The sequence below is a fragment of the Leptolyngbya sp. Cla-17 genome (genome assembly GCF_016807185.1).
Taxonomy (GTDB): domain Bacteria; phylum Cyanobacteriota; class Cyanobacteriia; order Leptolyngbyales; family Leptolyngbyaceae; genus ULC077BIN1.
This window is the reverse complement of sequence record NZ_JAEVYN010000005.1, coordinates 79,982-92,105: the sequence shown is the minus strand read 5'-3', so window position 1 is coordinate 92,105 and position 12,124 is coordinate 79,982. Positions and strand designations below refer to the sequence as shown.

9 protein-coding genes and 1 pseudogene are annotated in these 12,124 nt (G+C 47.5%); 3 read left to right on the top strand and 7 right to left on the bottom strand.

The features are described from left to right. Position 1: 1 nt before the first annotated feature. The 5 genes from JOY44_RS28635 to JOY44_RS28615 form a co-directional block, all read right to left on the bottom strand. Positions 2–943: a hypothetical protein gene (locus JOY44_RS28635; protein WP_171576825.1), complete on the bottom strand. Its 942-nt coding sequence runs from the start codon at positions 941–943 to the stop codon at positions 2–4. Continuing rightward, complete coding sequence (locus JOY44_RS28630; RefSeq protein WP_171576824.1) at positions 933–1,850, bottom strand: DUF6760 family protein; 918 nt, start codon at positions 1,848–1,850, stop codon at positions 933–935. The genes JOY44_RS28635 and JOY44_RS28630 overlap by 11 nt, the downstream gene beginning before the upstream one ends. A 7-nt stretch (positions 1,851–1,857) precedes the next feature. Beyond that, a complete protein-coding gene (locus JOY44_RS28625) occupies positions 1,858–2,358 on the bottom strand; it encodes a phage tail protein (RefSeq protein ID WP_171576823.1) in 501 nt (166 codons plus the stop codon). 46 nt (positions 2,359–2,404) lie between these two features. Then, entirely contained in the window at positions 2,405–4,387 is a 1,983-nt protein-coding gene (locus tag JOY44_RS28620; RefSeq protein WP_171576822.1) for a phage tail sheath subtilisin-like domain-containing protein, read from the bottom strand. Between the two features lie 94 nt (positions 4,388–4,481). Then, a complete protein-coding gene (locus JOY44_RS28615) occupies positions 4,482–4,733 on the bottom strand; it encodes a hypothetical protein (protein ID WP_171576821.1) in 252 nt (83 codons plus the stop codon). A gap of 313 nt (positions 4,734–5,046) precedes the next feature. On the opposite strand from JOY44_RS28615, the pseudogene JOY44_RS28610 reads away from it, so the two are divergent. Beyond that, positions 5,047–5,309 (top strand): annotated as a pseudogene (locus JOY44_RS28610) (transposase); the annotation flags it as partial. A 391-nt stretch (positions 5,310–5,700) separates the two neighbouring features. Here JOY44_RS28610 and JOY44_RS28605 read toward each other — a convergent pair. Both JOY44_RS28605 and JOY44_RS28600 read right to left on the bottom strand, forming a co-directional pair. Further along, complete coding sequence (locus JOY44_RS28605; RefSeq protein ID WP_171576820.1) at positions 5,701–6,708, bottom strand: ParB/RepB/Spo0J family partition protein; 1,008 nt, start codon at positions 6,706–6,708, stop codon at positions 5,701–5,703. Continuing rightward, positions 6,701–7,309: a ParA family protein gene (locus JOY44_RS28600; protein WP_171576819.1), complete on the bottom strand. Its 609-nt coding sequence runs from the start codon at positions 7,307–7,309 to the stop codon at positions 6,701–6,703. The genes JOY44_RS28605 and JOY44_RS28600 overlap by 8 nt, the downstream gene beginning before the upstream one ends. Positions 7,310–7,547: 238 nt before the next feature. Here JOY44_RS28600 and JOY44_RS28595 point away from each other — a divergent pair, with 238 nt between their 5' ends. Then, a complete protein-coding gene (locus tag JOY44_RS28595) occupies positions 7,548–8,612 on the top strand; it encodes a PDDEXK nuclease domain-containing protein (protein WP_171576818.1) in 1,065 nt (354 codons plus the stop codon). A 543-nt stretch (positions 8,613–9,155) separates the two neighbouring features. Then, on the top strand, positions 9,156–12,086 hold the full coding sequence (locus JOY44_RS28590; RefSeq protein WP_171576817.1) for a filamentous hemagglutinin N-terminal domain-containing protein: 2,931 nt from the start codon (positions 9,156–9,158) through the stop codon (positions 12,084–12,086). Positions 12,087–12,124: the final 38 nt, after the last annotated feature.

Genomic DNA, 12,124 nt, shown 5'->3' with positions numbered 1-12,124 from the left:
CTCACCTGCGCGACCAGCGATACAAGCGGCTCACATAACTCCGCTCCCAAAATGCCTGCGGAGTTTTTTGGGGTGACACAGATCGTTCAACGATCTGCACAGATGGAGGCAAAACGATAGGTGGTGCTGGTCGCTGAAATTCCTTCTGAGCAGTAACCTGGGCAGTCAGGTCAGCAACTATGTGACGAAGCCTGGTCAGTTCTTCCGTTACTTTGGCTGCCGGTTGAACTGCCACAGCACTAGGAGGCATATGGATGGCACTTGCCATAGGTATGGGTGTGGTAGCAATTGGCAAGGGTGCAGTCTGGCTAGCTAGCCCTTTAGTTGGTGTTGTATTGATGCTCGTAGTATTAGTATCTGTACTTGCCTGCTTGCGAAAAGATAAGGTGGCAGATTCGCTGGCAACATCCTTGATGCTTGAATCCTCTACCAAATGTTGAGGAGTCTCAATCGAGCTAGCTGAAATTTTAGGCACGATCTTCCTAGAAGGAAAAGCTGAAATCAAACGTTGTGGACTGTCGATGGAATCAATTGCTTCGGGCATCCCTATATTGGTTTCGGCTGGTTGGAGAGAGCCTGGGATCGTTAGTCTACTCTCTAGACTAGGAGAGCGATAATTAGTGATTCCAGGAATGGTAGTGGTAATAGGCGGTTTTGTTAGAGGCGTATGGGGAAGTACTTCCCTTACCAATTCGTTTGCGTTAGTGGAATCTGATTCCCAACTACTCTGTTGAATCGAGTCTGGCAAATTCGCTGAAATCGATCGAGGTATGGCATACAGAAACTCAATGGGCGGAAGATTTGCAGCAGCAGGGGGAGTTGCATCAATGTCTGGCATTCCGAGCAGCGATCGCACATTGCTACGATAGCGAAACGGAGTCGCGCCATTAACGAGAATCTGATGTAAATAACCTGCTGCCATAGAGGGATGCTCAAGCGACATCGTTTAATTTCTCGATTTCTTCTGCAAGAATTTCAATATAGGTGCGTCGCTTTGGGCGGGGCATGTCCATAATTTCCCGCTCACTCCAGTGATAGTGGTAGGCCAGATAATGCACTTCTCGGTAAAGCAAGTCACGGCTGGTTTGTAGTTCGCCAAAGAAAAAGTGCTGGATGTCAAACGGCACTGCATAATCGCGACCACACTCCGGACACTTCGACTCCATCGTTAATTCCACTTTGGGCGCAACAGCCTCCATCTGCTGCTCAATTTCCATCCGCGCTAGGGGCGAAAGCAGATCAATAACCTCCTGCTTGGGGTGTTCAAGTGAGCCTATGCTATGAAGACAGCGTTGCAACAATAGGCTCAGTGCCTGTGCCTCATTTTGAGCCAAAAGGGGCGAGATCAATTCCTGATCGCCACCATTGGGGAGGCGAAAGGCAACCTCACGAGATATTTCTCCCGTCTTAGAGACAAAAGCTGCTTCTAGTGAGAGTTCCATCCTATAAATGAAGTTTTTATCGATTGACTCCGTAACGGGAATATCGGCAATCGTAAAGTTGACCATAATCTTCTTGCCACAGCCGGGCCAGGGGCAGCAGATGGTGGCCCGAACGTAGTCTCCCAGGGTTAGCTCTCGCAGCTTAAGTAACAAATACTGGCGATCAGCGACCAGCAGGTTACAAATTACATCTTTAGTGACAGGGCTAACTGTGCCAATGCGCTGGACACATCGTTGAAGCACCTCTGTGACTAGTGATGCCACCTCCCGTTGTTGCTGTGAAACTAGTAGTTCCTCTTCACGACCTGTGAGCGGCGTAATCTCAACCTCTTGGTGAAGGCTACCATTGCAATCCATATAGCCTCCAGGGAGGAACACCGTGACATTATCCATCACCTTATTTACCATGGCTGCTTTAGGTTTCAACGGGTTCGGTCACAGACATGTCGCGTTTCCAACCCTCATGCTCTAGTTTGATGGTCTGTATCATCACCGCATTGCCACTGGCATCCAATTCAGGAATCGCCTGGTATTCTGCAACCCAACAACGAAAAACGTTATAGGCAAGAACTGTTTTACCCTGGAGGTTACAAACTTCAATGGTGATATCTTTACGAAAGTTCTTCAACGACATCGCTGCTTCCCCCTCGTAGTTATTGACGAGATTTGCCCATGCCTCAAAGGTAGTGTCATGGGTGACACCTGCTGAAAGCGTAATCGGATCACAGGTCGTTTTGCCGGGAATCTTGTGCGGCCCACTCTGATCCCCCGCTTCATACCAGGGCGTTGATTCGGTGGTTTTCTTTAAGGCACTGCACTTGCTCAGCCCTGCCACGTACTGACCATCCCACTTAACTTTGAACTTAAAATTGTGATATGGGTCAAAGCGGTCAGAGTTAACCGTAAATCTTGGCATGCCTAACTCCTTTCTTGTATGTCTTTATGATCTACAGCAGCAATGACTAAGAAGACTGTCCCGCTTTCTGACTGATTTTCACTACTACAAATTCAGCTGGTTTGAGTGGGGCAAAGCCTACCAGTACATTCACTCTTCCTACATTGATGTCGTCCTGGGTCGTTGTTTCTCCATCACACTTGACAAAGAAAGCCTGAGAAGGTGTTGCCCCTTGAAATGCCCCACGTCGAAACAGCCCAGTCATAAACGATCCAATGTTCAGACGCAACTGCGACCAGAGTGGCTCGTCATTGGGCTCAAAAACCGCAAACTGAATGCCACGGTAGATACTGACTCGCAGAAAGATCGCCATCCGGCGAACAGGAATATATTTCCACTCCGGATCAGCACTCATTGTTCGTGCCCCCCAAAGGACGATCCCTGAAGAGGCAAATTGTCTGATGCCATTGATGTTTTTGTCGTTCAAGTTCCCTTGTTGCACATCAGTAAAGTTGACCGCCAACCCCACTGCGCCACCCAACCCCACATTCACACCAGCGGGTGCTTTCCAAACACCCCGCTGGGCATCAGTTTTTGCATAAAGTCCAGCCACAAAACCAGAAGGGGGAACCAGAATTGGCTCCGGCAAAACACCAGTCGGATCAAGCATTTTGACCCAGGGTATATAGACTGCTCCATAGGAATTCTTGGGACTGACCGCCGCCGCAAATATCTCCGCTTCCGCAACCGTATCGTTATCCTGACGCATATCACCAATAAAGAAACAATCGCTCAGAGAACGATTGGCACAGTATTTCATCCCGGCTCCGACGATCGCTTCTGAACCAATGCCAGGAATGGCAATCAGACTCACGTCATCAATGGTGTCGAGGAGCGGTAAGGCCGCAATGAAAGGTTGGTCGGAATTAACCAGATCGCCATCAGAACCAACCTGGATCGATACCACTTGGGCTGTGTTCTCAGTATTATCGCCAAGAAAATAATATGGGATACCAATGGGATTGACTAGGGGGCGTGTCACAGCCCCACCTATCGTTTCTTTACCGCTGTTCAATTTACCAAGTTTGAGCAGCCCACTGGCATCTTCACTACTATTGATGGCCGGGGCAACGGTGACTGAGGATGCCAAACTAGAAGCACCTGATGTGAGTAGAAGAACCCCCTCACTGTTTGGCGCACAGGTAAAGTTGTCGAATGCCGCCTGGTTGGTCGAAGCTCGTAGCTTTGTCAATCGTCTGACCGCAAAGGCAATCGCAGATGCGATAGTTGCTGTGCTGTTGAGGTCAGTAACCTGTCCGGCACCCAACCCTACCGCAGTTTGCAAGTCTACTTCTTGATAGCCATCCCCATCAATGTTGATGCGGAATTTCTTCCGCTCAGCGATCGTCAATGGTAGAGGTGTACCAGCCCCAAGACTGCTTCCAGCTTGGACGTTTGGATTACCCGTGACTGTAGTTTGAATCTGTGTGACTGTAGCTTGAATCTGTTTTGATGCAGAGGTGCGTGTTGCAAAAAAATTGGCACTGCCAGGAACCATGCTTAAGTTTTCAATGCGTTCCAGTAAAGTTGCCTTAGTCAGATCAGAAGGGATTACTGCATCTTGGCGATAGACAAGCAAATTAAATTCATTGGCAGGGTCGTTGCTGCCATCTGTAACTTGCACAGCTAGTTGATTCCCCCAAACACCTGGGGATTTTGCTGAGATTGTTAGGCTGGGTTGAGCCGTAGATCCACGGTCCTTAAGAACTATATTTGCCGTTTTTAGATTGGTTCCTATCCTAATGATGTAACATTGCGAACCACCATTATTGAAAAACTGGTAAACGCTATGGCTCAGAAAGGAATTGTTTAAGAAGCTGCCATATAGATTCTGATACTCTGTAAAGTTGAAGATCTTCACCGCCTCATTAAGAGGACCCTTCTCTGCGATCCCTATGAAAGCCGCTGTTGAGGTTCCCGCAGATTGAATGGGACGAATGCCACTAGATACCTCTTCAACATAAACACCTGGATAGGTCAGATTAGCCATACCTGTTCTCCTTCAGCATAAAGGAACCATTTCTAAGCACAAAACTTGTGTCGATTAGATGGAAACCATCCCATGAGCGACGGCGGAATTATTTTCATGCAGAGGGGGTTGAGCCTCCTGTATCAGTATTCGACTTTACGTCAGGAGTAGAGGCAGTTATCTCATGCACTGCGATCGAACATTGCCGTAGGAGCTTAGCGACTTCAGTATTGTCTTGAACTTCTACACCTACGATCGCCTCCGAGGTCGCGTGAGGCGGAATATGCAGAACTGTACCACTGTTAAGCTTTAGAGACTTCAACCAATTGCCCAGGTTCTCAATCTTAACCTCGTCAACTATATTCATTGACACATACCTCCTGGAGGATTAAGAATAAAGCCATCTATTCGCTAAGCCCATTGCTTGACAACAATGTTGAAGCTTTTAAATAACCATTAGCAAAACTAAATTTTAGTTTTGAATAGCTACATGCCTCAAGGAATACTGCACAAAATTAACAATATAGTCACCCCCTCCTCAACTTTACAATTGTTTATAGAGAAACTGGTGAAATTGGGTGATTGTCAATCAAACGACCCGATACTGTTGGCGAACCCCGACTAGGATCACATCGGCTATTCTAGAGAGCAATTCCCTTAGTTTTGCGAGGTGAGTTGCCATGTCCCTGGCGTTTGAACCAATTCCTTTAGTTCCTCGAGAAACAGTGCGGGTCGCGAAAGCCACTTTCCCAAAGGCAATCCTTACTTAACGCTGAGAGATGAACTAGGACCGATTTTTGCAGATGCAGATTTTGCCAATCTGTTTTCCACAACAGGGCAACCCGCAGTTCCACCTTGGCGATTGGCCCTGATCACCCTCATGCAATTCCGCGAGAATCTGTCTGACCGACAATCCGCTGATGCAGTGCGTTCTCGGATTGACAGTTAAAGCAGAGGAGTGTGATCCCAATCGGACTTCGCCAACAGTATCCGACCCCAAAAGAGACAGTCAGATAGGCGATCTCCCACGAACGACAGAATCAGACTTGGGCGGCTTCAAAACCCGTCTCAAAATCAATGCCTCAAAACTTGCGGTTGCACATGAGTTCTGTAACACCTGAAAATCAAAGCCAAGCTCCGGCTACGCTCAAAAGCTGAGTGTAGCGATCACCATATCATCCAGATTGGTAACGGCGGTGCAGTGGAGATCGATCACAGGGTGTCAAAAAAGGGGTATAAATTGAAGCCGTCTGAAACTGGCTTAAATCGACAGTTATTGCTCGCCTGGAAGGGGTATCAAAAAACGACCCTTTCTTCACGGGCTGATTTCGGTTTTATTCAGTGATTAAGGAACCGAGTTCAGCTAATAACTTTTCCAGCCTTCTTTTCTTTTTAGGATCATTCCAGACTTTTGCCTTTTTAAGTTGCTGCGTCACAATCGTCAGGCGTTGAGGTAAAGGAATTTCATCGGGTTCAGCAACATCCAATGGTACTTTAGCCTGACGCAGGGTTTTAACCTCCGCCTGAATTTCACTAACCGAAAGCTCTTGGGATATCGCCAGTTCTAACAGCTGACGCTGTTGGTTTGTATCTTTGACTTTTAGGACTTCGTTGACTTTGGTGTAGTGCAGTTTACCTTGTTGTAAAACAGCTTGAATGTGCTCAGGAAGCTTAATTAATGGAACCCGATGCTTGCGAAAACTCTCTGGTGTCAAGCGACCTACAACCGTAAAAATTTCTTCAACAGCTATCCAATCTTCACTACGGACAACGTTGTCCGTAAGCCCACGTTTCTGGTTTGCTGCCTGATTAAGTAGGCTAATGACCTCTGCTTGTGTCTTTCCCAAATTACGGCACAGCATCCCCATAATGGCATTTGTCTCTTCCCATTTATTCAGGTCGCTTCGCTGAAGGTTACTGATTGCTTTAATGTCTTCAGCAATCTGGTCGTCCACCTCAAAAAATCTAACTGGGACTTTTTCTAAACCCGCGATCTCCGCAGATCGGTGACGCTTCTCCCCTGCCAGCAAATCGTACTCATCTGATGTGCCAGGACGAAGGCGCACCGAAAGCGGATCGATCACTCCAACAGCTTTCATAGAAGCTGCCATATTGTTCAATTCATCAGGATCAAAATAGCGACGCGACTGCCCTAAATCACGATGAATTTTTTTGTGAGGCACCCAAATTACAGTGGGTTGCTCCGGGAAACTCTCAGCGTTGGATTGCTCTTTCTTACCTTCCGGACTATCTGTTTCATCTTCCTGGGCATCTGGTGCAGCGCTTTCCTGGCGAATGACCTGCATTAACCCTTTGAAGCGATTTTGTTTTGGATTACTCACCAAATACCTCCTTACCAATCGCGCTGTATTCGTTCCAGGCATTTCGAGCACGGCGATCGCTCACCTGGTGAACTAATACACCCTCATTCGCCGCCTTCTGAAACGCCACGGCTTCTCTAATTTTGCCTTTGAACAAAGGAAAGCCAGCTTCGGTTAGAAATTCTCTGGCTTCCTCTCCTTCTCGTCGAGGGGGCGGGGGCACTCTGGTGAGCAGGACTCTATATTTATCAATACCCAAAGCTCTAAGCAATTCAACTGTTTGAATAAGAGCATCGAGAGACATCGTGTCAGGAGTTGTAGGCAGAATCAACAAATCACAACCATCTATAATTTCTCTCAATTCTTCTTCTTCAGCGCTGGCTTCCGTATCGATGACAAAATGCTCACACCCTTTGCTGTACTTAGCAGATTGATTAACTCCAACAACTTTGAAAGGCAATCCTCCCCGCTCTAGACTCCGTTCTGCCCAGCGAGTTGCCGAACGGTTATTGTCACCATCAATCAGGAGAGTTTGACCTTTGGTTTGCAAATAGGCCGCCAAATGAATGGCTGTAGTGGTTTTCGCAACGCCACCTTTAAATGAGGCAGTCGTAATAATCATGGTGTCCGTAGAAGCGACTCTATTAGTTTATATGGACTTGTTGTAAGCAATCCGATGATGAGAAAAACACTTTGCACCAATGGACTGAAATCTGGGCGATCGCGTTCTTTACATACAAATTTTCATGCTTTGTGCTTTTTAGGGCTGGGGAAAATCTATAGTTGATCCACAACCAGCCGTTTGTCAGCAGAAATGAGCTTGACAATGGATATTCACTCCGGACTGTGGAGTCTCCTTCGTGCCCAAACAATCTTCCCTTTTCCCAGACGACTACAACAGCTTCTTAAGCAGCTTAAAGAGCCGAATTCGGAAGGCTCAGGTCAAGGCCGCCGTCGCCATTAATGAAGAGATGCTCACACTGTATTGGGAAATTGGTCGAGAAATTCTCAGCCGACAAGAGCGGCAAGGATACGGCACAAAAGTTGTTGATCAGCTTGCCAAAGACCTTAAAAAAGAGTTTCCTGGACTGACTGGTTTCTCAGCCCGAAACCTCAAATACATGAGGGCTTTTGCTGAAGCTTATCCAGACAAGACAGTTGTGCAATGCAGCGTTGCACAACTGCCGTGGCGACATAACATTGCCCTACTTGAGAAGCTTAAGTCAGAGGAGGAGAGGCTTTGGTATGCACAAAAGACTTTGGAGAATGGATGGAGCCGAGACATTCTCGTGATGCAGATTGAAACTCGGCTGCTTGAGCGGCAGGGAAGTGCCATTACTAATTTTGAGCGCACCCTCCCCAAAACTGATTCTGACCTAGCTATTCAGCTTCTCAAAGACCCCTATAACTTTGATTTTCTATCACTTACTCAAGGAAGCCAAGAGCGAGAGTTAGAAAAAGCACTCATTGCCCATATTCGAGACTTTCTGATGGAATTAGGTGTTGGATTTGCCTTTCTCGGTAGCCAATATTCGCTGGTGGTAGACAACAAGGAGTATTTCATTGACATGCTCTTCTACCATGCAAAATTGCACTGCTATGTTGTAATTGAGTTGAAGGTTGGAGAGTTTCTCCCCTTCTACAGTGGACAACTCAATTTCTACGTGTCAGCCGTTGACAACCTCTTACGCTCTCCAGAGGATCGACGCACGATTGGTCTCATTCTCTGCCGATCTAAAAGTGACATCACTGTGGAATATGCCTTACAAGACATTCATAAGCCAATAGGAGTTGCAACCTATCAATTGAAAGAAGACCTGCCGGAACCACTCAAAGATAGCCTTCCTTCCATTGAGCAACTTGAGATGGAACTGCAAATAGCCGCAGCACAAGTTGAAGAAAAAGACTCCAAGTCAGAAGATTAAACGGGATTTTGAAAATCCACTGCACTCATCGAGTGAATAAATTCAGAAAAAATAAACCAATAGTATAGCTAGAGGAATGAATAATTCTCAGATCAGGTTTGCCCCCAAACTTCAATATCGAGCTAACTCATGATGTTTCTAACCACCAAATTCCCCAATCCAGTTTGTTCTTCCACCGTTGAGACATGCCCTCCAGATTCCAATCCAACTCCAGCTATTAGTAGAGAGGTGTGTTTACAGGAGTTGATTCAAAATGCCCATCAAATCAACAGCTTCAGAAACTACCCTATTGAACTTGCCCTACAACTGGTAGATCGTGCCTAGAAAGCTCAAAAACTACTTTGGGCATTGCGCCAGCAAGAATAAATTTACGTGGATTGAATTGAATAAACTCCACGGAAGCAAATTGACAGTAAAAAATGCATCTAAATTGCACAACTATCTTTAGTCATCAAAAATCCCTCTGCCACATATTATCGTGGTGAGACTGTCTCCAATCTCCAACTTTTAGCTGACTTCCTGATTGATGTTTAGGAGAACAACATGATTCAAAAATCGAGCTTTCAACCTAAGCAAGTTGGGTGGGTGGGGGTAGTTGGCGGAGTCATGTTGACTCTCTATCCTGCTGTTTCGCTGGCTCAAGTTACGGGTGATGGCACGTTAGGAACGCGGGTTAATGGTTCCGCGATCGCGCCCTGTACGGGAACCTGCATTATCACCAATGGGGCGACCAGAGGCAGCAATTTGTTTCACAGCTTTCGCCAGTTTTCTCTACCGAACGGGGATTTTGCCGGGTTTATCACCACCCCGGCGATTCAGAATGTAATTGTGCGCGTGACGGGAGTGGGGCAACCCTTTATCTCCAACATCAATGGCACGATCGCCACCAGCAACTCTGCCAACTTCTTCTTGCTCAACCCCAACGGTATTGTCTTTGGTCCGGGTGCGACGTTGAACATCGGCGGCTCCTTCCTGGCAACCACTGCCAATCGAATGCAGTTTATGGATGGCACCGAGTTTCGCACCAATGACCCGGCTCCACTACTGACTGTCAGCGTCCCGATCGGCTTGCAGATGGGGCAAACACCCGGAGAAATTCGGATGCAGCGATCGGTCTTTTCAGCAGGACAAACTGATAGATTCAGCGACTTTGCTCTTGTAGGGGGCAATATGACGCTAGATAACTCAGTGATCCAAACACCAGGACGGCAAATTACTCTTAGCGCAGTGGGCGAAAATGGTTCAATAGGGCTAGGGCTGAATGGTGATCGTCTGAGAACTGAGCTAGCTCCAGAGACCTCCCGACGTGATGTTACTTTAACAAATCGCACAGTCCTGAGCGCAAATGCGGGAAATCTGATTATTTCAGCGGAGAATTTGACTGTCACAGAGCGGAGTGAACTACAATCGCTGACGCTGGGGCGAGGTAACGCAGGAAATATTTTGATTGATGTTCGTGATCGCTTGCTCTTTGATCGATCTGTAGCAACGAGTTCTGTTCGGTCGGGTGCAACTGGCAATGGCGGTAACATTCGAGTTACCGCAGGTTCTTTGAGCTTTACCAACACGGCTCGACTATCTGCAAGCACCAGCGGTATTGGCAATGCAGGTAATATTTCAGTGGAAGTTCGCGATCTTGCATCCTTTGATGATTCCTATCTTTCAGGAGTTGTGAATCGAACGGGAGTTGGCAATGGTGGCAATGTGAGTGTTTCTGCTGGAACTCTTTCCTTAACCAACGGCGGTCAACTCGTTGCTGAAACAAATGGAAAGGGTGATGCTGGAAATATTCTTATCAATGCACGAGATCAAGTCATTTTGAATGGCTTTAGCCCGAATGAAGAATTCTCCAGTGGAGTCTTTAATGGAGTAGCTCCTTCAGGTGTTGGTAAGGGGGGAGCTATTGATATTGTTACTAACTCCCTATCTTTGACTAATGGTGCTCTCCTCTTTTCGGTTGTAGGCGGAACAGGCAATGCAGGGAATATCCGCATTGTCGCCCGCGATCTTGTATCTCTGGATGGAGCGTCTCCCAACGGGACAATCAGCGCAATCACTAGTAGCGTCGCACCCACGGGCATCGGAAATGGAAGCGACATTAATATCTCAGCGAGTTCTCTTTTCCTATCCAATGAGGCTGGATTGATTTCTAATACAGCTGGACAGGGCAATGCAGGAAATATCTTAGTCAATGCTCGTGAGCAGATTTCTCTCGACAATGCCCTTATCGATAGCAGCGTTACACCTACGGGGAATGGTCAGGGTGGTGAAATTCGTCTTTTCACTGGTTCGCTAATCCTGACTAATGGTGCTTACTTGAACAGTAAGATTGCTGGGCAAGGCAAAGCAGGCAACATCCAAGTCCAAGCGACTAATTTAGAGGTTATCGGTGGAAGCCAATTCCTCACAATCACGACAGGTAGTGCATCAGCCGGAAATATTGTTCTCAAGGTGCAAGAGCGCGTCACGTTAACCGGAGCGAACAGTGGCTTATTCGCCAGTACCACTGCGAGGTCAACTGGTAATGGCGGTAGTATTACCATTGATCCGAGAACAGTACTAATTCAAGATGGTGCGGCGATCGCAGTCGGTAGCCAGGGCAAGGGCACAGGCGGCAACATTACGATTCAAGCAGATGGATTGGAGTTGCGCGATCGCGGCTCAATTACAGCCGAAACTGCTAGTGCTCAGGGAGGCAACATTACCTTAGATGTGAAAGATTTAATGTTGTTGCGGCGCAACAGTTTAATTTCTGCCACAGCAGGCACCGCTCAAGCCGGAGGAGATGGTGGCAACATCACGATTCGGACACCCTTCATCATCGGCGTGTTGGGTGAAAACAGCGACATTACTGCCAATGCCTTTAGCGGACGCGGTGGCAATATTACCATTACGACCAATGCGATCTTCGGTTTACAGTTTCAACCCAAGCTCACGCCCTTCAGCGATATTACGGCAAGCTCCCAGTTTGGTCTCAGCGGCACGGTTGCCATCAACATGCTCAACATTGATCCAAACCGAGGATTAGCAACCCTGCCCATCAAATTATCCGATTCATCTAAACAAATTGGGCAGCAATGTTCACGCCGCACCAGGGATAACAAGTTTGTGGTGTTAGGCAGTGGTGGGGTGCCTCTGGGACCGGAAGATGCTCTGGGCGGCAGTGAAGCATTAGTGGAGTTGGTGGAGTTGGGACAGAGGGGAGTCCAGGGTGCGGAGTTTAGGAGTCCGGAGATGGGGAGTTTGGGAGTGCGAGGTGACTCACCCATCCACCGTTCGGCTGAGCGCGCCTTGACTAAACGTTCGCCAAATGTCTCACGTCGAAGCCCATCGATCCAGCTACCCATTGTTGAAGCGCAGGGTTTGATTGTGGGAACAGATGGAGGTGGGGAACTGGTTGCTAATGCACCATCTACCAATCCTGTAAATGTTTGGATAACTCCTGTTCCCTGTCAGGCTTTTCAAGGGAAGTAATGCCTACCTCGGTAAATAGTCGCTTTAGTTGATAGTGT

Bases quoted from the DNA above. Each gene is read 5' to 3' on its own strand.
- JOY44_RS28625 (WP_171576823.1), bottom strand. From the start codon at position 2,358: ATGCCAAGATTTACGGTTAACTCTGACCGCTTTGACCCATATCACAAT.
- JOY44_RS28620 (WP_171576822.1), bottom strand. From the start codon at position 4,387: ATGGCTAATCTGACCTATCCAGGTGTTTATGTTGAAGAGGTATCTAGT.
- JOY44_RS28635 (WP_171576825.1), bottom strand. From the start codon at position 943: ATGTCGCTTGAGCATCCCTCTATGGCAGCAGGTTATTTACATCAGATT.
- JOY44_RS28600 (WP_171576819.1), bottom strand. From the start codon at position 7,309: ATGATTATTACGACTGCCTCATTTAAAGGTGGCGTTGCGAAAACCACT.
- JOY44_RS28630 (WP_171576824.1), bottom strand. From the start codon at position 1,850: ATGGTAAATAAGGTGATGGATAATGTCACGGTGTTCCTCCCTGGAGGC.
- JOY44_RS28615 (WP_171576821.1), bottom strand. From the start codon at position 4,733: ATGAATATAGTTGACGAGGTTAAGATTGAGAACCTGGGCAATTGGTTG.
- JOY44_RS28590 (WP_171576817.1), top strand. From the start codon at position 9,156: ATGATTCAAAAATCGAGCTTTCAACCTAAGCAAGTTGGGTGGGTGGGG.